This window comes from Nostoc sp. (genome assembly GCF_036917395.1).
Classification (GTDB): domain Bacteria; phylum Cyanobacteriota; class Cyanobacteriia; order Cyanobacteriales; family Nostocaceae; genus Nostoc.
In genome coordinates this window covers 13,957-35,076 of record NZ_JBALDI010000009.1, presented here as the reverse complement: position 1 = coordinate 35,076, position 21,120 = coordinate 13,957, and the positions used below count along the sequence as shown (strand labels likewise).

Genomic DNA, 21,120 nt, shown 5'->3' with positions numbered 1-21,120 from the left:
ATATCTGATTTACTAGAGTTTACCTCAATATCCCATAGCCCTTAGTACAGCATTTCATTAATTTGTAGCGAATTAATCAAAGGCAATACCCTGCAATGCCAATGCGTCGGCTTGCATTGTTAATGCGTCAGCTTACATTGTTAATGTGTCGGCTTGCATTGTTAATGCGTCGGCTTGCAATGTTAATGCGTTCCCCTGCATTCAAAACGCTACACTTCTACGCAAAACTGTACTTACCTATTACTAGAGTTTATCTTGTTTATCTCCTAGTTTTTTAGCAACCACTTGGAGATATAATTACTTTTGCTTCCACAGGACTTACGCACGGGTTATGAAAGAACGAACCACAGAGACACAGAGTACACGGAGGAATAAGAGTTTGAGAGGTTTTTTGCGTAAGTCCTATTCCAATGTTCCCAAGAACCGCACCTTTACCGACGGACACCACTACCGTCATCAAGATTAAAATCTCTTAACCTTTCGTTACACTAAAGACATCGAGAAGGATGAAAGCAAACCTCTCGAAGCTGAAATCAAAGGTGAACGACATGAATGGCACAATTCGCGTTGGTAATCTCTTCGGAATTCCCTTCTATATCCATCCGTCGTGGTTTTTAGTTCTGGGTTTGGTAACTTGGAGCTATAGCAGTGGACTGGCGGCGCAATTTCCCCAATTGTCTGCGGGATTAGCTTTACTATTAGGATTGATGACAGCGCTGATGTTATTTGCCTCTGTCGTCGCCCATGAGTTAGGCCACAGTTTCGTTGCAATTGGTCAGGGAATTGATGTAAAATCCATCACACTATTTATATTTGGCGGTTTGGCTAGCTTAGAAAAAGAGTCAAAAACCCCAGGTGAAGCTTTCTGGGTAGCGATCGCAGGCCCGTTAGTTAGCTTACTACTATGCGGTATCGTTACAGTAATTGGTGTTACTACTGCTGCATCAGGGCCGTTAGCAGCAATACTTGGTGTTCTGGCTTCTGTTAACTTGGCATTAGCCCTGTTCAATCTTATTCCTGGCTTGCCCTTAGATGGCGGAAATATACTGAAAGCTATCGTTTGGAAAATTACAGGTAATCCTTATAAAGGTGTGACTTTTGCGAGTCGAGTTGGGCAAATCTTTGGTTGGGTAGCAGTTCTTTCCGGTGTACTTCCCCTACTATTATTTGGCAGTTTCGGTAACTCCTGGAATTTGTTAGTTGGCTTCTTCTTGTTGCAAAATGCTGGTAATGCGGCTCAATTTGCCAGAGTGCAAGAAAAGCTTACAGGTTTGACTGCTGAAGATGCTGTAACTCAAGATAGCCCGATTGTATCTGCTAATCTTACCCTGAGAGAGTTTGCCGATGAGCGAGTCATAAGTGGGCAAAACTGGCATCGGTTTTTAGTGACTGATGATCATGGACAATTAGTAGGTGCGATCGCAGTTGATAATTTACGAACCATCCCAACAGCACTGTGGTCAGAAACTCAAGTCAAAGAAGTCATGCGACCAATTACCGAATCTACCACAGTCCAATCCGATCAACCTCTGCTGGAAGCCATGCAGTTACTCGAACAACAAAAGCTATCTGTGCTTCCCGTAATTCGTGAGAATGGCGTTCTAGTTGGAATCTTAGAAAAAGCTGCAATTATCCAACTACTTCAAAGCCGAACTCAACCTAGCCCTGCATAGTTTATTGACACTCTCCTACCAAGCTACGCTGTGGTGGGAGATTCTTGTTCCACACAAGCAGGAGTAATACTAATTCACGAAAACCCTGATACAGATAGATTTCTCGTAGGGGCATGGCAATGCCATGCCCTTACCAACGTATTTGTATCATTATTAAAGTAAAATGGTATAACAGACGCAAAAGCCAGTGGTTTAAAGGATTTTAAACAAGATTACCCCGTTAATAAACGATGGTGCGATCTCTAAAGTTCAATAAATTCAGTATCATGTTCTTATATTGTTAGTCAACGCCTGATCTCTGAGTCACACTAGACATAGGAGGATGATATATGAATTCGACAAATCCCCCTGAAAACGTGATTAATTGTTTGCAGACTATTTTGGATGCCACTGTTGCGGGAAATTACGAACTTTTTCTCACGGTAGGTGATTTAGAGTATAGAAGAGATATTACCAAAGAAATATTTGACCAAGTTAGCTCCCCGCTGATTCCACGCATGTCTGAGGGTTATACAACTACTTATTTCGGTCATCTCAAACAAGGAGAAACTCAGACCTATTTGTGGAAGCTGAGTTTTGCTGATGATGGACATGAATTTATAGTACGTGTGGGAATGAAGGGAGACAAAGTTAATCTGATATGGATTACTTAAAATATACCCATATCTGCGGTGATCGCACGTTGCCAAGTTAATTCTTTTGTAGTCTCATCCCAATGCCAGCGTAATAAATTAGCGGGTTGACTCTTAGCAATTCCTGGTAAACCAATCGCTTGTCTAGGTGCATTAGTAGCTAAAGCGATCGCACTTTCTACGTCACAAATTCCCCACTTCATCAAATTCTGCACTCCCACCAACAAGGGTAAAGTCGTCCCCGACAAAGTGCCATCCGCCAGTTGTGCCGTACCGTTTTTAACTTCAATTTGCCGACTATCCCAAGGATATACGCCATCGGGTAGCCCCAAAGGTGCAAGAGCATCGCTGACAAGAAACAGCCCTTTTTCTTGATAGCTAGCGCGAAGTAAAATTTGCAGCATCGTGGGCGAAACGTGTTTACCATCAGCAATAAAACTACACATCACGTCAGGATGAATAATTGCTGCCCCTAACAATCCTGGTTCGCGGTGATGTAACGCTGGCATGGTGTTAAAAGCATGAGTTACCATCGTTGCACCCTCCTCAAAAGCACGTTGCGCTTGGGCAGCTGTTGCTTGAGAATGCCCTAAACTGACAGTAATCCCCAAAGAACGCAAATATGGAATTACTTCACCAGTCAAATCTAACTCAGGTGCTAAGGTGATCACTTTTACAACATGAGCATAATTACCCAAAACCCGCTTTACCTGATCAATTGTTAAGGGTAACAGGTACTCTGCTGGGTGTGCGCCGCGCTTTTGAAAATTCAAAAATGGGCCTTCTAGATGTACTCCCAGAATCTTGGCACCTGCTTGTTGACTGGGGAGAACCTCAGCAATAATCGCAAGCGATCGCTGAATATTTTCTACCGAAGTTGTTACAAGTGTCGGTAAAAATCCATCTACCCCGGCATCCCACAAAAATTGTGATATTTTCCCCAGCAAGTGAGCATTAAGAGCCGTCAATTCAGGAAATGCCAAACCCAATGCTCCGTTAATTTGCAAATCAACGCCGCCTAAAGAAATCCAGTCACCTGCTACATCTAGTAGAGGCGCACGGCTGTGTACTCCTGCTGTACCCATTGGCAAGATTTGCTCAATTATCCCCTCTTGATTAACCAAGAGCATCTGCAAATCTTTGTACCCTGGTACTTTAGCATTGATAATATCTACAGGATTTTGTGTTGCTTGGATCATTACACTGGCGAGAAGAGAGCTAAATCTCATCCGATTTTAGATGAAACAATCGGCGATTAATCCAAAATCCAAAATCCAAAATCCAAAATCCAAAATTCTATGACACCCCTAGTCGGTATTATCATGGGCAGCGATTCTGATTTGCCCACCATGAAAGACGCGATCGCAGTTTGTGAAGAATTTGGCGTTGAGAACGAAGTGGCGATCGTTTCTGCTCATCGGACCCCAGAAAGGATGGTGCAATATGCTCAACTTGCACACCAACGCGGTATTAAGGTGATTATTGCTGGTGCGGGTGGTGCTGCCCATCTGCCTGGAATGGTAGCGTCTTTAACTCCACTTCCTGTGATCGGTGTTCCTGTACCCACGCGTAACTTACAAGGTGTAGATTCTTTGTATTCTATTTTACAGATGCCTGCTGGTATTCCTGTGGCAACAGTAGCGATCGGTAATGCCAAAAATGCCGGACTTTTAGCAGTACAAATCCTCGCAACTGGGCAACTAGAATTGCTAGAAAGAGTGCAGCAATATCGCCAAACCCTATCTGAATCAGTAATTGCAAAGCAAGAAAAACTAGAACAACTAGGCTATGAGCAATATTTACAGGAGATGTTTTAATAAATGTTAACAGTAGAGCAGGGGAGCAGCAAGTTTTTCCCCTCGCCCCTCCATCCTTTCTACCCCATGACAAATAACAAATGACAAATGACTAACCAAACTATTCGCGTAGTTGCCCATTTTATTGCTTTGCCTAACAAAGTAGAAGAACTAAAAGCTGTACTGTTGGAACTTATTGAGCCAACCCGTCAGGAAGTAGGTGCGATCAAGTATGAACTTTTGCAAAACCAGTCCGATCCAACAGACTTTACTTTTATAGAGGAGTGGACTTCTGATCAAACCCTGAACACTCATCTAGATTCACCCCATCTCCAAGCGGGAGTAGCCAAACTTGAAGGTTTAGTGACTGCTGCACCAGATGTCCGCCGATACCATCTTTTGGCATAGTCATATATTGTTTTATTGTAGGGGAGCATTTGGAATATCTCATTAAATTCCAAGATTGAAGCGATCGCTCCAGAATCAATACAGCATTCTGAAGTATCTTGATCCTGAGGCCTTAGTCAAAAATTGAGAGCTACAACGTCCATGTGCCAATTGCTCGGAATGAACTGCAATGTTCCAACGGATATTTGCTTTTCTTTTGAAGGGTTTTCTGCACGGGGAGGAAAAACGGATGATCATCGCGATGGTTGGGGCATTGCTTTCTTTGAAGGAAAGGGATGTCGGATGTTTTTAGATGCCCAACCTTCTGTTGTTTCTCCAATAGCGGAGTTAGTGCGGAGTTATCCCATCCACTCAACCCATGTCATAGCCCATATCCGCAAAGCCACTCAGGGTGAAGTTGCCCTACACAACTGCCATCCTTTCCGTAGAGAATTGTGGGGTCAGTATTGGGTATTTGCCCACAACGGTAATTTGCCAGATTTTGATCCGGAAAATTTCGGCTTTTATCAAGCCGTAGGTGACACCGATAGTGAAAAAGCATTCTGCATGATGCTAGAAACATTGCGATCGCACTTTCCTGAGGGTAAGCCTGACATCGAGGAGCTGTACCCTGTGCTGAAAGAAACTAGTGATCAAATAGCAGAAATAGGTATATTTAATTATTTATTATCAGATGGAGAACACTTATTTGCTTATTGCTCAACCAAACTCAGTTACATTGTCCGCCAAGCGCCGTTTGCAGCTGCCCATTTAATTGACCAAGACATGACTGTAGATTTTCGGGAGGTAACTACTGAACGCGATCGCGTCGCTGTCATTGCTACTACACCCTTGACTGACAACGAAGTTTGGACACAAATCCAACCGGGAGAATTACTAGTTTTTCAGGACGGGCTGCCCCTGAAATATGCGTTCAGTTCCGAACAAGTCTAGGTTATGTAGAGTGACAATCTTACTCAATAAATGCTTTGGTAGCCAAGGCTCAAATATCTGATATTTTTGACGAATTTCACAATTAACTAGATATTTTTCCCATTTATAAATTATCTAAATGGGTTTTCTTTTTCATGCTTTCTATGATAACCTCTCTTGTCCAATGCTATATTTTTTACGGACTTCACGGACAAGTAGATTTGCAAGAAAGCCAATAAGCAATACCCCTTATTTTTCAACCCATTTGCCAAAAAGAGCCGCAGAAATCCCTAAAAAGGCGATCGCACTAGAAAATATCCAACCGAGAGTTAGCAACTTCCAATCTGTCGGCGCTGATTGGGTGATGCCGATCAGTTTCGTCATTGGCAGATTGAACACGCTAAAGCCATACACTTGTCCTATACACAGGTGGATTGCTAATGCTGCTGGAGGAATCAACCAGCGATTAAATCCAGGCTGTGCAATGGTTTGTTCTTTGTCTAAAACAGAAGTTCATATCATATTGCAAATTTTTCTTCTATCTTGGAAAAGTAACTTTGATAATATGCATTCGCGTTTTCTTGACTAAGGAACAAAAAAGAACTCGTTTGATTGAAAATAAGATTTACCCATTGACAGAAAGACAATTATGTGAGGCTGTAACCTCTTGTTTTACATACTCCTGTGACTACGAGATTTCTTGTTTACCTAACAATCAAAAGAATAAGTAAGTAGGCAAGAAAATTTTCCAGTATGTAACGAAATTTAAATTCGGCACATACCTTATAAATTCGTTATTTCACCGTTTTTACAAAACTAAACATATATTCGTTTTCTCGTGCCTACTACTTAAGCTCAAATCAGCTATTGAGGCATCGTCATCAGCACAAACTACATTTCCAACTTTGGAAATAGCAGTGAGTCTCAAAAATTAGCTATTCACTAGCAATTTGCTTGATAGATTAAGTAGGTAATTGTGATGATAACTTAAATAGTAGAAAGTAAAAACATTTATAATTCCTCACAAAACTGGTAAAATCACCATATTCTTGATAAAGAATGTGATGTTTATTGTTGTTTGCAACTAAATAGATGGAATCATCTAGTATGATAAATACTATACAACTGTATTACCATCAGTTATCCGTAGATTTAGTGGAGGAAATAGAATGAGTTTGTGGCAACGCCCACTGAAAAGATTACAAGCGATCGCTGAACATAGAACATATCGGTTCCGGCTAAATTCGCTCAAAAGCTTTGTATCGCTCTTTTTAGTAGGTACTTTATTGAGTATGGCGCTTGCCGCCTGCTCCGGTGGAACTGGAAGTAATTCTTCCTCTGAAACCCCTACAGCTAGTCCTGTTGCTGCAAGCAAGGATAATGTTGAACTAACCCTCGTTTCTTTTGCAGTTACCAAAGCAGCTCACGAAGCGATCATTCCTAAGTTTGTAGAACAGTGGAAGAAAGATCATAACCAAACTGTCACCTTCAAACAAAGTTATGGCGGATCTGGTTCCCAAACTCGCGCCGTCATCGATGGTTTGGAAGCAGATGTTGTTCACTTGGCACTAGCTGGAGACACCACAAAGATTGAGAAGGCTGGATTGATTCAGCCAGGATGGGAGAAAGAAGTTCCCAACAATGGTATTGTCTCCAAATCAGTTGCAGCATTAGTCACTCGTTCCGGCAATCCTAAAGGGATCAAGAACTGGCAAGATTTAGCCAAAGACGGTGTAAAATTGATTACTGCTAACCCCAAAACTTCCGGCGGTGCTAAGTGGAATTTCTTAGCACTATGGGATTCTGTAATTAAAACAGGTGGGGATGAGGCTAAAGCTACTGAATTTGTGACTAAAGTTTACAAAAATGTGCCAATCTTGCCTAAAGATGCGCGGGAAGCTACTGATACATTTGCCAAGCAAGGGCAGGGAGATGTTTTAATCAACTACGAAAACGAAGTTATTTTGGCACAGCAAAAGGGCGAGAAGGTTGAGTATGTCGTTCCTGATGTGAACATATCCATTGACAATCCGATCGCTGTGGTAGATAAAAACGTCGATAAGCACGGAACCCGCGAAGTTGCTGAAGGTTTTGTGAAATACCTCTATGGCCCAGAAGCACAGCAAGAGTTTGTCAAATTGGGATTTCGATCTATAGATGAGACTTTAGCTCAAACGAAGGAAGTCACAGACAAATTTCCCAAGGTGAAAACTCTCGGTACAGTTGCAGACTTGGGTGGTTGGAGTGCAATCGATCAGAAGTTCTTCGCAGATGGCGGTGTGTTTGATAAGATTCAAGCCCAAATTAAACGGTAATTAGTCATTAATCAATGGTCGGTGGTCAGTAGAAAAAACAACTGACCACTGGTAAAAAACTTTTTTTGAAATTAAAATTTTGAATTTTTGACTATGACGACTGTATCTCCTTCTGTGGAAGTTGAACGCAAAACGCCATTCTGGAAGAGATTGGGGCGGGTTCCGTGGACTTGGCGAATCACCATTGCATACCTCACGGTGATGTTATTTATCCCCATAGCTGCCATGTTCCTGAAAGCGAGTACGGAACCTCCAGCGAGATTTTGGGCGATCGCAACCAGTGAGATTGCATTAGCCACTTACAATGTCACTTTTTTTACGGCAATATTTGCTGCCTTGCTGAATGGCGTATTTGGGACTCTGATTGCTTGGGTTCTGGTTCGCTACGACTTTCCCTTAAAACGCTTGATTGATGCCACAGTGGATTTACCCTTTGCGCTGCCAACATCGGTAGCAGGGCTAACCCTGGCAACAGTTTACAGCGATAATGGCTGGATAGGTTCGCTATTAGCACCACTGGGAATTAAGGTGGCTTTTACCCGCACAGGAGTAGCGGTGGCAATGATATTTATCTCACTACCTTTTGTGGTGAGAACTGTGCAACCAGTGCTTCAGGAAATGGAACATGAAATAGAAGAAGCCGCCTGGTGTCTGGGGGCTTCTCAATGGCAGACCTTCTGGAAGGTAATTTTGCCGCCTTTATTTCCGACGATTTTAACTGGTGTTGCCTTGGGTTTCTCCCGTGCAGTTGGGGAATATGGGTCAACTGTGATTATTTCTTCCAATACGCCATTCCAAGATTTGATTGCACCTGTGCTGATTTTCCAACGATTAGAGCAGTATGACTATTCTGGTGCAACAGTAATTGGCATAGTTTTACTATCAATTTCGTTGGTATTGTTATTGGCAATTAATTTCTTACAAGCATGGGCAAGGCGATATGACAGTAGATAAGCCAAGTTTTCACTCATCTGCATCTGATACAGATACACATACAGCCAAGCCTAAAGAGCAGAAGAGTTGGGTACCAATAGTTTTAATTGGTGTAGCGATCGCTTATTTAACCTTAGTTCAATATATCCCTGCAATCAACGTTTTTGTCCAAGCCTTCAGCAAAGGAGTTGGGCCGTTTCTATCCAACCTGACGCGACCGGCTTTTCTCCATGCAGCTTGGCTAACACTGTTGCTAGCTTTGATTTCTTTGCCTATAAATACAGTATTCGGGCTATGTGCAGCCTGGGCGATCGCTCGTCATAAATTTCCCGGACGCGCCGTAGTTTTGAGCATTATTGACCTGCCCTTTTCGATTTCGCCTGTAGTCGCAGGATTAATGATTGTGCTACTTTACGGACGCAATGGCTGGTTTGGCCCTTGGCTCCAGGCCCATGATATCAAAATCATCTTTGCCTTTCCAGGTATGGTACTGGCTACAGCCTTTGTGAGTATGCCCTTTGTGGCGCGGGAAGTGATTCCTGTTTTAGAGGAATTTGGTAAGGATCAAGAAGAAGCTGCTAGAACTCTAGGTGCAAAAGATTGGCAGATATTTTGGCGCGTCACCCTGCCTAGTATCCGCTGGGGCTTACTCTACGGTTTAATTTTGACCAATGCTAGAGCAATGGGTGAATTCGGCGCGGTTTCGGTGGTATCTGGCAACATTGCCGACCAAACCCAGAGTTTACCATTATTTGTAGAAGATGCTTACAAACAGTACGAAACCGAAGCTGCCTTCTCTGCGGCTGTATTGTTAGCGTTGTTAGCAGTAGTAACCTTAGTGCTGAAGGAGATTCTGGAACGGAAAACCCAGATTAAAGATGTTGAATAGGAAAATCAAGCGGTTAGAACAGTTATCCTTTAAATAGGATACAAGCAAATCAGCGGACATGGTACGATTTACCTAGTACCGTTCAGGAAATTACCATTAAAGTTAAGGGTAGTTCTGTACCAATCTCGATCAGGGATTGAAATAATTCAAATATGGCTAGTGACAATACACTTACCAATAAACGGATTCGACTAAGAATTCCTAAGGATTATCACCAGGAACCTGTCATTTCTCGCCTGGTGTCTGACTATGGACTGACTGTGAATATCACCGCAGCGATTTTGGGAGCCAATGCTGTCGGTGATGGTTGGTTTGACCTTGAACTACAAGGAACAGATGCACAAATTCAGAGTGGGTTAACCTATCTCCACGATTTGAAATTGCAAGTCTGGGATGACACTCAAGCGAGTGATTGGTAAGGGTTAACCTCTCTCTAAATCTCTCTCCTAAAAGGAGGAGCCACTGCGTTGGGCGGCTCTGCCGACTTGTTCGCTCTTAGCGTTCCCGCAGGGTAGCACGTGGCGTCAGAGACTTTGAATTTTCTCCCTTCCCGCGTCGGGAAGGGGGTTAGGGGGTTAGGTTTTTTTTAATAAACGATAGAAATTAGTTTTTCAAAATCTTGGTAATCAAAATTTTGTTGTTTTTGGGAATATTTACCACATAGATCATAGTAAACTTTATTTTCTTCTATATTGAAGAAATATCCTTCTATTTCGGATTGCTGTTGTTTAAGTTTAAAAACTACTTTGTTAGTTGTATATTTCCCATATTTTCTAATCAGATAACTAAAACTATCAAAATTTCCGTTTTGAGCTTTTTCAAAAAATAATAAATCATAATTATCATTATTGGTTTGTAAAATTAATGCCTTTATGTCTGCAATTTACTTATTGTTTATTTGCAGTTTTTGTGGGACTCTCGTTTACATAAGAATTAAACCGATAGAGTTACCGTAGTTTAATAAGAGCCAAAAAGATGAAAATCTCTATGAAACTGATATTCAATCAGGCACAGTTGAGGCTGGCTCAGTAGATATATCGATGTATTTGCCACTCATAAAGCTAAGTCTGGCTATGTTTGGGCAAAGATTGTTTGAAAGTCCCATTAGCTTTTATACATTTAATGGATTAAAAATAAATATTATTAATAGTTTTACACGTTTAAGATAGTTTTCAATTAACTTAAACAAAAAGGTATCTGAAATCACAGCAATAAAATCAAAAACCTATTAGCTGTCAACTCCCCTTGTAAATAAATTCTGATAACTATTTGCAATTGCTTAGTCATATCCTGTAATCTGGATTCTCAAGTAGCTGATTACATATCTCAGTAGCTAGCAGCTATTTGCTAATTTATTGAGAGTTGATGGCAGCCGGGGAGTAAGTGTAGGGGTGGTAAATGGTGTTAAGGCAAATATTGAAAGTTCTGCTGGTTACAAGCTCTATTTTGTTCTGCGTTCCAATAAGTGCAATTGCTCAAGAAGTCAACAAACAAGCACAAGGGAAATATGTTACATCGGTACTACGCGATTCTAGGTTGATTGGAAAGATTTTAAAACTCAATGAAGTAGAACTTCCCAATACCAGCGCTCAAATGCTAGTACAGTCACCAACAACACCGAATATCCCAACTACTGAAGTTACGCAAGTGACAGGAGTTAAGGCAAATCCCACCAATAAAGGTCTGGAGGTGATTTTACAGACATCAAGAGGGCAACAGTTGCAACTAGTCAATCGCAGTGCTGGCAGCAATTTCATTACTGACATACCCAATGCTCAACTGCGCCTACCATCGGGCGAAGCATTCACGTTCCGCTCAGAAAAGCCAATAGCGGGTGTTACACAGATAATGGTAACAAATCTTGATGCGAATACTATCCGGGTGACAGTGACAGGTGAGGTGGGTGTACCAACTGTCGAGTTGTTTGATAGTCCAGACGAGGGTGTGATCTTCTCTGTTGCGAGTACTGCACCTTCTACGCCGTCACAGCAGCAACCCCAAACATCACAACAGCCAACGAACCAGACACAATCAAATCAACCATCAACTTCGGGTGATCAGCCAATTGAATTGGTGGTAACAGGTGAGCAAGATGGATATCGCGTACCTGATGCGTCAACTGCGACTAAAACTGATACGCCTCTGCGCGATATTCCCCAATCGATTCAGGTGATTCCACGACAAATAATTGATGATCAAAAAACAATTAGATTGCGGGATATTCTGCAAAATGTCAGTGGGGTAACACCAGGTGCAGGCTATCAAAACTCCTTTGACAGAGTGAGAATTCGGGGATTTACGCAAGAAATAACTTTTCGAGATGGAATTCGTGACAACTTTGCGTCCACAGATTTTGCAAATGTGGAACGGGTTGAGGTACTCAAGGGGCCAGCATCTGTGCTATTCGGAGAAACTGAACCAGGTGGGATTGTCAATATTGTGACGAAGCAACCTCTAAGTGACCCCTACTACAATGTCGATCTGAGTGCTGGAAATTATGCTTTCTATCGTTCAGCTTTGGATTTATCAGGGCCTCTGAATGTAGACAAAACCTTACTGTATCGCCTCAATATTGCTTACGAGAATACTGGTAGTTTCAGAGATTTTATTAGTTCCCAGAAGATATTTGTTGCACCAGTCATAGCTTGGAAGCTTAGTGAAAATACGGATTTAAAATTATTTTTTGAATACAATGATAGAGATTATAAACCCGATCGCGGAGTGATTGCAATTGGCGATCGCCCTGGGTCAGTTCCGATTAGTCGATTTTTTGGTGAACCCTCTATTAACGAAGGCACCGCTACAAACTACAAGTTTGGGTACAATCTTGAACACCGCTTCAGTCGGGATTGGCAATTGCGTCAGACCTTATCCACCAACATATTCAAGAGTGATGAAATCCGTGTTCAGGTGGACGAACTGCAAGCAGATGGACGCACAGCAACTAGAGATATCGCTAATTTTGGTGGAACCACCCAAGAGGACTACAGACTCCAGACAGATGTTATTGGTAACTTCAAAACAGGAACAATTACCCACAAGCTGCTGTTTGGTGTAGACCTGAATCGTTATACCAATGTTTCCAATGGCTTTACCAATGGGCCTTTTGCATCTATCGATGTTTTCAATCCTGTCTACTTTGTTCCGATTACCCGTCCCACGACTCCTTACATAGTTCAAAATTTTACGGATACATTAGGCTTTTATCTGCAAGACCAGGTAACTATAGCTGAGAACCTCAAGCTACTCTTGGGCGGTCGTTTTGATACGGTCAGTATTTTACAGAAGGACTTGGTAGCCCAAAGTGCAACGAACGACAATAATTCCGCCTTTACACCGCGGGTTGGCATTGTCTATCAACCCATCCCTCCCATTTCTCTGTATGCAAGCTATGCAGAATCCTTCGTACCACAGTATGGACGGTCTAGGGACAATTCACCTTTTACTCCTGAACGCAGCAAACAGTACGAAGTAGGCATAAAAGGAGAGCTGCTTGACGGCAAACTCTCAGCAACATTGGCAGCTTACCACCTCACAAAATCCAACGTTTTAACTAGTGATCCCACTGATTCCAATTACTCCATTCAGGTGGGGGAACAGACCAGCAAAGGGATTGAACTTGATATCGTCGGACAATTAACACCAGGTTGGAATGTGATTGCTAGCTATGGTTATATAGATGCCAGAGTCACACGCGATAATGACTTACCTGTAGGCAATCGCCTGCAAAACGTGGCAGAAAATACTGCTAGTTTCTGGACAACTTACGAACTTCAAAAAGGTAATTTCAAAGGGTTGGGCTTTGGTTTAGGTCTCTATTATGTGGGCGATCGCCCCGGAGAAATTGACAAATCCCTTATCCTACCAAGTTATTTTCGCACAGATGCAGCGCTGTTTTACAAGCAAGATAACTGGAGGGTTGGTCTCAATTTCAAAAATCTTTTTGATATTAACTACTACCTGGAAACTCAGGGACGCGACGTTGTTTATCCAGGTGATCCATTTACGGTGATTGGCTCTGTTTCTTTTACATTCTAAGCTCAACTTTATGCATCTGCATTGGTAAAACAGCAATTATGAAGCTAGGCATGGAGTGAGGTTTTTTGTGATCTTTAATAATATGGTGTGTGGAGACAAAATGAGTAAACAAGCACGTGAATTTACTAAAAATCTGAAGTGTTTTTTAATACTTTCTCCGTTTTTGGTGGTTCAGCCTGTAAAAGCGCAAGATATTCCCAAATCTGATAATTGGTTGAGCGTTAGCGTAGCTCACCGTAGGTATCGCCTAGCGAAAACACTATCACAAGCCAAGCCACCTGAAGCAACTAAAAAGATTAGGCAATTAAGTGAGCTAAAACCTGTTGTTACTAGCGCCAAAATGTTATTAGTGCAGTCGCCAACACCATCAAACACGCCACAAACAGAAGTTGTGCAAGTGACTTCTGTGAAGGCAAATCCCACCAATAAGGGTGTGGAGGTGATTTTACAGACATCCATTGGTGAACAGTTGCAAGTCACAAATCGCAGTGCTGGTAATAATTTTATTGCTGATATTCCCAATGCTCAACTGCGCTTACCGAGTGGTGATACGTTTACATTCCGCTCTACTAAACCAATTGCAGGTGTAACTGAAATCACAGTTACTAACTCTGATGCTAATACTATCCGAGTCACAGTGACGGGTGAGGGGAGTGTACCAACTGTCGAATTGTTTGACAGTCCCAACGAGGGTATAATCTTCTCTGTTGCAACTGCTACATCTCAAGCGCGAACACAGCAGCCACCTCAAACCCAACCAACTCCCTCTCAACAAAAGCCAGAAAGTCAAACACAGCCAAAACCATCAACCAATAGTGATGAAGCGATTGAGTTGGTAGTAACAGGTGAAGAAGACGGATATCGAGTGCCCGATGCGACAACTGTGACGAAAACTGATACTCCTCAACGTGACATTCCCCAGTCAATTCAAGTTATTCCTCAACAAGTCATCAAAGATCAACAAATCACCAGGATTAGCGATGCAGTACGCAATGTCAGTGGTGTGGCAGTGCAAGGATCATTTTCTAACCTTACTGACAACTACATCATCCGAGGACTTGTAACATACAATAACCTGAGAAATGGTTTTGCAGTTCAAGATAACTATATCAATCCGATCACTGTTGACCGAATTGAAGTCCTTAAAGGCCCTGCTTCGGTGCTATATGGTCAGTTTGAACCGGGTGGTGTCGTTAATTATGTCACTAAACAACTACTATCCACTCCATCGAAATGATGAAGCAAAACAAAATACCGTTGGTATTTACTTACAAAACCAAGTAGCATTACTTCCTAATTTAAAGCTGCTATTCGGTATCGCTGGGCAAATTTTACCTGGATGGAATGTGATTGCTTCTTTTGCCCATAATGATGCCTTTGTTAGCAAAGATAACAGCATACCTGTAGGTGACAGATTAGGGGGATAAAAATCCAACTAGCTTTGTGGCAATTATGAACCGAAGAAAACTACGCTCTATCGTTTTTTACCTGCACCAATATATCGGTCTTTTTGTTGGACTGGTGCTGGTTATCGTTGGCTTGACAGGTAGCTTGTTGGTGTTCGAGCAAGATTTTGACCACTTTATGATTACTCAACAGTATGGACAGATTATTCCCCAACAGGTGCAGTTATCCCCAGAGTCTGTGCTGAATACAATTGAGGCGAAGTATGCCGCGCGAAGCGATCTCCATCTTTTTCGTATTTATTTGCCAGATACTCCTTCTTCTCCCTACGTGGGGCAGTTGTCATCAGCTAATGAGCAAAGGACAGAAGTTTTTGTCAACCCTTATACAGGCAAAATTCTCGGTGAGCGGATATCGGATATAACTCTAATCGGTGTCATCCTTAATCTGCACTACAGCTTAATGGCAGGCGAAACCGGAATTATGTTTGTTGGGATTGCTGCCTTTCTAATGTGTATCCTCACTATCACAGGTTTAGTTCTCTGGCCTGGTTGGCGTAAGCTAATTGCAGGCTTCAAAATTAAGCTTGATGCTCATCCTAAGCGGGTGAACTTTGACATTCACAAAGTGGCTGGCATTATCGCTGTGGTTTTTTTATTCTTTACTGGCTTTACTGGCTTTTGCTGGAGTTTCAGCTTTCCTGAACCGATTATTTACGCTATTACATTCACCCCAAAACCATCTGAGCCACTATCTAAGCCAATTCCTAGTAAATCAACCTTAGGACTGACAGAACAACTCAAAATTGCCGATGCTGCCTTACCTGGTGCTGTTACTAAAAGTATTTATTTTCCCAGTAAACCAGAAGATCCTCTACAAATTCGCATGAAGCTGCCGCAGGAAAATGTAGAGTATGGAAATAGTAATGTTTATCTTGATCAGTACACGGGTGAGGTTTTGCGAGTTGATAATGCTTTAAAGATGCGGTTGGGCGATCGCGTCCTCAACTCTTTTGTACCCCTGCACTATGGCACATTTGGTGGCTTACCCACCCGTATTCTCTATGTATTTGTTGGACTTGCACCATTGGTTCTTTTTGTTACTGGTTTGGTGATGTGGTGGTATCGCTATCGGGCAAAAACTGTAGTTAGTGATATTTTTTGAACCACATCTATCGTAAGGGCACAGCATTGCTGTGCCCCTACCGTGTGGTTTATTTACCTGAAAATAGCTGTAACTTTGAAAACTTATTTGATGTCCAATACTACCCATTATCAGGCCAAAGTCGTAACGATATCCAACCTGGTGTACCATTTTCAGTTTTAGGAACTATATCAGTAGAGTCTTGATGATGCAGGGGACGATTCCGTAGCAGTTTTGATCGGAATTTAGGGACATTTACCATGCAACCATTGAAATGATTCTCAATTGCTTTGGTGTCAAAGTACTTTATATAAAGTAAGTATAATTTACGTGAATTTACTTATTGCTTCTTTGCGGTCTTTGTGGGACTCTCCTTTACATTACAACTAAATGTATTAAATCGATAGAGTTACCGTAGTTTAATAAAAGCCAGAAATATGAAAATCTCTATGAGGCTGATATTCAAACAGTCACAGTTGAGTTGTAGAGACACGGCATCAGCAAGATTCTTTGCCGAACCTAAAAATTGCGTAGGCGCAGCCCGCCGTAGGCATCGCTATTGGGAATTAATCTGATGTCTCTCACAAAATCTGTAGAACCCGCTTCAGTCCACAGCCGAATTCTCGTGCCTCAGCGATATCATAGCCAACCTGTAATTTCTCGACTAGTGTCTCGTTATGGTTTAACCGTCAATATCAAAGCTGCATCCCTGACATCAGATAGTGACAGCGATGGCTGGTTTGATTTGGAACTTTCGGGAAATCCCCAAAAACTGACAAATAGCCTATCTTACTTGCAAGGATTGGGAGTGAATTTGCTGCAACTAGCGATCGCTAACAACATTCAACCCAACCAGCACTCTCTACCTTTCCCAAATCCAGCTAGCAAACTGAGTCCCAAAGACTCTGCATGGCTGACAAATCAATGGCAAGAACAATTCCAGCAATGGATTTCTACAGGTCAAACCAATCGATTGCGCCTGCAACTGTGCGTCTTAAAATCTTACTATGAGGAACCAGTGATTTCCGAGTTAGTTTCTGGTTATGGACTAACAGTCAACATCACCAGTGCTAGACTTCAACCCGATACCCAAGATGACGGCTGGTTTGACTTGGATTTGTGGGGGAGAACAAAGCAACTCTACTCTAGCCTGAGTTATTTGGAAAAACTGGGGCTACCAATTTGGCTGGATTTGTCTAGCGTCTATAGCGATCGCTAACTGAATAATTAAAATTATCGCAATCCTCAGATCCATGACTTGTTAGATAAGTTGAGGATCTCGTTGTTCAGAAACCATTTATAAAGTAAATCAAAAGTTAGGGTGTGTTACAGCTTTAGGGACTGACAAAAAATAAATTATCCAAAATTATTTGTACATTTGTAAAGGCGCAAGGCCTTGCGCCCCTAGTACTCCCCTACAGGAATTTTATTTTTACTTTATAAATAACATCTGACGAATGATTCCTGAATTAATTTATGAAAAACAAAAAACTTAGCATCAATATTTTTTGTAACCATCAAATTTATTAGTAGGGTAATTATGAATTATGCTGACGGCGATGGCTGGTTTTGCTGAAATAATCTAAATTTCGTAGTACCAAATTTCTTCTTCTCGCACCACAATTCGATGCAGGGAAAGACGATTAATTAAGCCTTCTTGCTCAAACTGCCCAAGAACACGAGTGATGGTCACACGAGTTGAACCGAGCATTTCTGCCAGGTCTTCATGAGTCAGACGCATATCTATTAAACGTCCCTTCTCAACTTCTGAACCAAACTTTTTGGATAACCATGCCAATAGTTTGATGAGCATAGTATCCACTTTTTTATGGCTACGAATAACCATTAATTCTTGAGCCTGTTGGATATGAGCAAGTAGAGTTTCTGTTAGTTGAGTCCATTCCTCTAAAGGTAAGACCGTCGCTTCCACTTTAGTTAAGCATTCCATCTGATAAGGTTCTAATTTTGACAAAGCCTTACCAACGATATCTCCAGGTCCCCACAATCCCAGAGCGACGGTTGTACCATCTTCCAGATAGGTAAAAGTCCTGACAAAACCCGTTTCAATTTTCCAAAGTCCGTTTTGATGCTCTGGCAGGAATGACCGACGGACAAAAATTTGCTTAGTATTATTACTGTTTAAGCTAGTAAAGCTTGTGTACAAAGACACCATATATACAACTATTTGCCGATAAATTAACCGTAGTATTATATATTTATATCAGGTTCTAAGAGCTTATGAGTATTTTAAAGAGGGGAGTGGGGAGATGAGGGGCAAAGGTGCAAGGGGAGCAGGGGGAGAAAGAATAACTAAATAATGCCCCATGACGCCACTTGACGCCAGTCCGCTCAAGTCGGGAGACCCGCCCACACGGCTGGCTCCTCCACTTGGGGAGACCCCTACAGCCCTTTGGGCATCCTACGGCAGGCGCTAGCCTCTCACGAATGGGAGAAGACCCCAGTGGCTCCCCCATGCCCAATGCTTTAAATTAAATTCCCGCACCATCAAGAAAATCTTCAATTATCCCATCATAATTTTTGCTCTTAGGGTTGTCAATTTGTTGGTCGCCAAGCTCAGTTGGGGAGAAACTTGATTGATCTTCTTGCTGCTCAAACTCTTTCTCTAAAGCCTTGACGCGTTCAAATAGAGCGCGGATTACTTCAGCTTCTACGTCACGGACTTTATCATGATCCAGAACATTGGTAGGTAAGTTGTTCTGACGAGTCACACGCCCTGGAATCCCAACTACAGTAGTGTTACTGGGCACGTCTCGCAGCACCACAGAACCGGCTCCAATCCGGACGCGATCGCCAATTTGAATATTTCCTAAAACCTTCGCACCCGTTCCCACAACTACATGAGAGCCTAAAGTTGGATGGCGTTTGCCGCTTTCTTTCCCCGTCCCGCCAAGGGTAACGCCTTGATAAATTAGGGCATAGTCGCCCACGATCGCTGTCTCACCAATCACTACTCCCATTCCGTGGTCAATAAACACTCCCTGACCAATTAATGCCCCAGGATGGATTTCAATTCCGGTTAAAAACCGACTAATATGAGAGATAAACCGAGGGATGAAGGGAATTCCAAGTTTATGCAGCCAGTGTGCCAATCGATGAAATACTAGGGCATGAAGTCCAGGATAACAGAACAATACTTCTAGCCAGTTACGGGCTGCTGGATCACGCTCAAAAATGGTTCGCAAATCAGTTAGTAGCATACTCAGTTGAGATTTTCGTTGGTAAGTGAGGCTCTGAAAACAGAAACTCAGGATAATTCCCACTAAAAGATCAAGTCATTCATGAGAATTGTGTGAGATAATAATCTACGGTAAGTCGATAGAGTACAGTGTTTTTGTGGGTAATAAGTGGGATGCTATCACATTCCACACTTTCAGAAAAATTAATTTCGCATAAACTGCGATAAGTCCCTCAAATCACCGTAGTATGTAGAGTACAGTCTTGAATAGCCAAAACTACACTCTCTTGGATTTGTCTTCCAAAGTGGAATACGCGCTGCTGGCACTCTTAGAACTGGCAAGCCACCACGGAAAAAAACTTCCTCTAACCATGAGCGAAATAACTGCCAAGCAACCCATACCTGAACGCTATTTGGAACAAATTTTGACCAACCTCCGGCGTGCTGGTGTGGTGCAGAGTCAACGCGGCTCTAAAGGAGGTTTCGTTTTAGTTCGTGAACCTTGGCAGATTACAATACTTGAAATTGTCACTTTGGTCGAAGGCGAGCGGAAAGAGAAAGATACCTCCGACTCTTCCACTCTGGAAAAGACTCTAGTTTATGAAGTTTGGGAGCAAGCTAACGCTGCCTCAATTGAAGTTTTGGGTCGCTATACACTCCAAGACTTGTGCCAGGAAAGACAAACTCGCGCCCAGCAAAGTCCAATGTATTATATTTAGACACGACGGAGTACTTACATGCGGATAGCAAAAGATATCACAGAGTTAATCGGACGGACTCCTTTAGTTCAATTAAACAAGATTCCCCAAGCTTCGGGAGCGGTTGCTCAGATTGTGGTGAAGTTAGAAAGCATGAACCCAGCATCTTCTGTGAAAGACCGGATTGGCGCGAGTATGGTGGAAGCGGCAGAGGAAGCAGGCTTAATTCACCCCGGAAAAACCGTTTTAGTAGAGCCAACTTCTGGGAATACAGGAATTGCGCTGGCGATGGTGGCGGCCGCTAAGGGTTACCATCTCATTCTAACGATGCCTGACACAATGAGCCAGGAAAGACGATCCATGCTCAAAGCTTATGGCGCTCAACTAGAGTTAACGCCAGGGGTAGAAGGGATGCGAGGAGCGATCGGTCGTGCAGAGCAGATTTTAGCTCAAACGCCCAATGCTTATATGTTACAGCAGTTTCGCAACCCTGCTAACACGAAAGTTCACGCCGAAACCACAGCAGAAGAAATTTGGAATGATACCGATGGACAGGTAGATATTCTTGTGGCGGGAGTGGGTACTGGTGGAACGATTACAGGAGTTGCAGAAGTTATTAAAAAACGGAAGCCGAGTTTTCAAGCGATCGCAGTTGAGCCAAGCAGCAGTCCGGTATTAGTGGGTGGTAAATCGGGGCCTCATAAAATTCAGGGTATCGGCGCGGGATTTGTCCCAGCAATTTACCGTTCAGAACTAGTAGATGAAGTGATTCAGGTAGCGGATGAGGAGGCGATCGCTTACAGCCGTCGTCTAGCAAAAGAAGAAGGATTGCTATCTGGCATTTCTACTGGCGCTGCTTTATCCGCGGCTATTCAAGTGGCACAGCGACCAGAAAATGTCGGTCGCCTAATCGTCATGATCCAGCCTAGCTTCGGCGAACGCTACCTCAGTACCTCACTGTTCAAAGACCCAGAGGAGAATGAGTGGTTGAGTAAAGTTTGATTCCATATACCAATTTTAAATTTTAGGGACTGAGAAAAAATAAATTAACCGATTTCTTAGATTTTAATTTAGATGAAAAAT

The 21,120-nt window shown here is 42.5% G+C and carries 19 protein-coding genes and 1 pseudogene; 16 read left to right on the top strand and 4 right to left on the bottom strand.

The annotated features are described in order from the left end of the window. Positions 1-548 precede the first annotated feature (548 nt). Together V7K46_RS06325 and V7K46_RS06320 are read left to right on the top strand one after the other, a co-directional pair. Entirely contained in the window at positions 549-1,673 is a 1,125-nt protein-coding gene (locus V7K46_RS06325) for a site-2 protease family protein (RefSeq protein ID WP_335111852.1), read from the top strand. 329 nt (positions 1,674-2,002) lie between these two features. Further along, positions 2,003-2,326: a hypothetical protein gene (locus V7K46_RS06320; protein WP_335111743.1), complete on the top strand. Its 324-nt coding sequence runs from the start codon at positions 2,003-2,005 to the stop codon at positions 2,324-2,326. Here V7K46_RS06320 and nagA read toward each other — a convergent pair. Beyond that, positions 2,323-3,504, bottom strand: coding sequence for an N-acetylglucosamine-6-phosphate deacetylase (gene nagA, locus V7K46_RS06315; protein ID WP_335111742.1), 1,182 nt, complete (start codon positions 3,502-3,504; stop codon positions 2,323-2,325). The genes V7K46_RS06320 and nagA overlap by 4 nt on opposite strands. Positions 3,505-3,603: 99 nt before the next feature. Between nagA and purE the strand changes: the two genes are divergently transcribed. The 3 genes from purE to V7K46_RS06300 all read left to right on the top strand — a co-directional run bounded on the left by purE (position 3,604) and on the right by V7K46_RS06300 (position 5,442). Beyond that, a complete protein-coding gene (purE, locus tag V7K46_RS06310; protein ID WP_335111741.1) occupies positions 3,604-4,122 on the top strand; it encodes a 5-(carboxyamino)imidazole ribonucleotide mutase in 519 nt (172 codons plus the stop codon). An 87-nt stretch (positions 4,123-4,209) separates the two neighbouring features. Then, complete coding sequence (locus tag V7K46_RS06305) at positions 4,210-4,509, top strand: putative quinol monooxygenase (RefSeq protein ID WP_335111740.1); 300 nt, start codon at positions 4,210-4,212, stop codon at positions 4,507-4,509. A 141-nt stretch (positions 4,510-4,650) separates the two neighbouring features. Further along, positions 4,651-5,442 (top strand): class II glutamine amidotransferase, encoded by a 792-nt coding sequence (locus tag V7K46_RS06300; protein ID WP_335111739.1) that lies wholly within the window; start codon positions 4,651-4,653, stop codon positions 5,440-5,442. 228 nt (positions 5,443-5,670) lie between these two features. Here the strand turns inward: V7K46_RS06300 and V7K46_RS06295 are convergent, their stop codons facing one another. After that, positions 5,671-5,805, bottom strand: coding sequence for a hypothetical protein (locus V7K46_RS06295; RefSeq protein ID WP_335111738.1), 135 nt, complete (start codon positions 5,803-5,805; stop codon positions 5,671-5,673). A 785-nt stretch (positions 5,806-6,590) separates the two neighbouring features. Here V7K46_RS06295 and V7K46_RS06290 point away from each other — a divergent pair. The 9 genes and pseudogenes from V7K46_RS06290 to V7K46_RS06250 all read left to right on the top strand — a co-directional run bounded on the left by V7K46_RS06290 (position 6,591) and on the right by V7K46_RS06250 (position 17,362). After that, entirely contained in the window at positions 6,591-7,736 is a 1,146-nt protein-coding gene (locus V7K46_RS06290) for a sulfate ABC transporter substrate-binding protein (RefSeq protein WP_335111737.1), read from the top strand. Positions 7,737-7,829: 93 nt separating this feature from the next. Then, positions 7,830-8,690 (top strand): sulfate ABC transporter permease subunit CysT, encoded by an 861-nt coding sequence (gene cysT, locus V7K46_RS06285; protein ID WP_335111736.1) that lies wholly within the window; start codon positions 7,830-7,832, stop codon positions 8,688-8,690. Continuing rightward, complete coding sequence (gene cysW, locus V7K46_RS06280) at positions 8,677-9,558, top strand: sulfate ABC transporter permease subunit CysW (RefSeq protein WP_335111735.1); 882 nt, start codon at positions 8,677-8,679, stop codon at positions 9,556-9,558. The genes cysT and cysW overlap by 14 nt, the downstream gene beginning before the upstream one ends. A gap of 152 nt (positions 9,559-9,710) precedes the next feature. After that, positions 9,711-9,977 carry an NIL domain-containing protein gene (locus V7K46_RS06275; RefSeq protein ID WP_298913151.1) on the top strand — a complete coding sequence of 89 codons (267 nt, stop codon included), beginning with the start codon at positions 9,711-9,713 and terminating at the stop codon, positions 9,975-9,977. Positions 9,978-10,956: 979 nt separating this feature from the next. Further along, positions 10,957-13,596: a TonB-dependent siderophore receptor gene (locus tag V7K46_RS06270; protein ID WP_335111734.1), complete on the top strand. Its 2,640-nt coding sequence runs from the start codon at positions 10,957-10,959 to the stop codon at positions 13,594-13,596. 427 nt (positions 13,597-14,023) lie between these two features. Then, positions 14,024-14,824 (top strand): annotated as a pseudogene (locus tag V7K46_RS06265) (TonB-dependent receptor plug domain-containing protein); the annotation flags it as partial. Beyond that, positions 14,796-15,023, top strand: a complete 228-nt coding sequence (locus tag V7K46_RS06260) for a hypothetical protein (protein ID WP_335111732.1) — start codon at positions 14,796-14,798, stop codon at positions 15,021-15,023. The pseudogene V7K46_RS06265 and the gene V7K46_RS06260, both read left to right, overlap by 29 nt. A gap of 25 nt (positions 15,024-15,048) precedes the next feature. After that, a complete protein-coding gene (locus V7K46_RS06255) occupies positions 15,049-16,164 on the top strand; it encodes a PepSY-associated TM helix domain-containing protein (protein WP_335111731.1) in 1,116 nt (371 codons plus the stop codon). Between the two features lie 553 nt (positions 16,165-16,717). Beyond that, positions 16,718-17,362: an NIL domain-containing protein gene (locus V7K46_RS06250; protein ID WP_335111730.1), complete on the top strand. Its 645-nt coding sequence runs from the start codon at positions 16,718-16,720 to the stop codon at positions 17,360-17,362. 363 nt (positions 17,363-17,725) lie between these two features. Here V7K46_RS06250 and V7K46_RS06245 read toward each other — a convergent pair whose 3' ends face one another. Then, positions 17,726-18,316 carry a Crp/Fnr family transcriptional regulator gene (locus V7K46_RS06245; protein ID WP_335111729.1) on the bottom strand — a complete coding sequence of 197 codons (591 nt, stop codon included), beginning with the start codon at positions 18,314-18,316 and terminating at the stop codon, positions 17,726-17,728. A gap of 316 nt (positions 18,317-18,632) precedes the next feature. Beyond that, positions 18,633-19,361, bottom strand: coding sequence for a serine O-acetyltransferase (cysE, locus tag V7K46_RS06240; protein ID WP_442939806.1), 729 nt, complete (start codon positions 19,359-19,361; stop codon positions 18,633-18,635). A 241-nt stretch (positions 19,362-19,602) separates the two neighbouring features. Between cysE and V7K46_RS06235 the strand changes: the two genes are divergently transcribed. Both V7K46_RS06235 and cysK read left to right on the top strand, forming a co-directional pair. Then, positions 19,603-20,058 carry an RrF2 family transcriptional regulator gene (locus V7K46_RS06235; protein WP_335111728.1) on the top strand — a complete coding sequence of 152 codons (456 nt, stop codon included), beginning with the start codon at positions 19,603-19,605 and terminating at the stop codon, positions 20,056-20,058. A gap of 18 nt (positions 20,059-20,076) precedes the next feature. Beyond that, positions 20,077-21,039 carry a cysteine synthase A gene (gene cysK, locus V7K46_RS06230; RefSeq protein WP_335111727.1) on the top strand — a complete coding sequence of 321 codons (963 nt, stop codon included), beginning with the start codon at positions 20,077-20,079 and terminating at the stop codon, positions 21,037-21,039. Positions 21,040-21,120: the final 81 nt, after the last annotated feature.

Coding starts and splice junctions, on each gene's coding strand:
- V7K46_RS06325 (WP_335111852.1), top strand. CDS start 549: ATGAATGGCACAATTCGCGTTGGTAATCTCTTCGGAATTCCCTTCTAT.
- V7K46_RS06320 (WP_335111743.1), top strand. CDS start 2,003: ATGAATTCGACAAATCCCCCTGAAAACGTGATTAATTGTTTGCAGACT.
- nagA (WP_335111742.1), bottom strand. CDS start 3,504: ATGATCCAAGCAACACAAAATCCTGTAGATATTATCAATGCTAAAGTA.
- purE (WP_335111741.1), top strand. CDS start 3,604: ATGACACCCCTAGTCGGTATTATCATGGGCAGCGATTCTGATTTGCCC.
- V7K46_RS06305 (WP_335111740.1), top strand. CDS start 4,210: ATGACTAACCAAACTATTCGCGTAGTTGCCCATTTTATTGCTTTGCCT.
- V7K46_RS06300 (WP_335111739.1), top strand. CDS start 4,651: ATGTGCCAATTGCTCGGAATGAACTGCAATGTTCCAACGGATATTTGC.
- V7K46_RS06295 (WP_335111738.1), bottom strand. CDS start 5,805: ATGACGAAACTGATCGGCATCACCCAATCAGCGCCGACAGATTGGAAG.
- V7K46_RS06290 (WP_335111737.1), top strand. CDS start 6,591: ATGAGTTTGTGGCAACGCCCACTGAAAAGATTACAAGCGATCGCTGAA.
- cysT (WP_335111736.1), top strand. CDS start 7,830: ATGACGACTGTATCTCCTTCTGTGGAAGTTGAACGCAAAACGCCATTC.
- cysW (WP_335111735.1), top strand. CDS start 8,677: ATGACAGTAGATAAGCCAAGTTTTCACTCATCTGCATCTGATACAGAT.
- V7K46_RS06275 (WP_298913151.1), top strand. CDS start 9,711: ATGGCTAGTGACAATACACTTACCAATAAACGGATTCGACTAAGAATT.
- V7K46_RS06270 (WP_335111734.1), top strand. CDS start 10,957: ATGGTGTTAAGGCAAATATTGAAAGTTCTGCTGGTTACAAGCTCTATT.
- V7K46_RS06260 (WP_335111732.1), top strand. CDS start 14,796: ATGTCACTAAACAACTACTATCCACTCCATCGAAATGATGAAGCAAAA.
- V7K46_RS06255 (WP_335111731.1), top strand. CDS start 15,049: ATGAACCGAAGAAAACTACGCTCTATCGTTTTTTACCTGCACCAATAT.
- V7K46_RS06250 (WP_335111730.1), top strand. CDS start 16,718: ATGTCTCTCACAAAATCTGTAGAACCCGCTTCAGTCCACAGCCGAATT.
- V7K46_RS06245 (WP_335111729.1), bottom strand. CDS start 18,316: ATGGTGTCTTTGTACACAAGCTTTACTAGCTTAAACAGTAATAATACT.
- cysE (WP_442939806.1), bottom strand. CDS start 19,361: ATGCTACTAACTGATTTGCGAACCATTTTTGAGCGTGATCCAGCAGCC.
- cysK (WP_335111727.1), top strand. CDS start 20,077: ATGCGGATAGCAAAAGATATCACAGAGTTAATCGGACGGACTCCTTTA.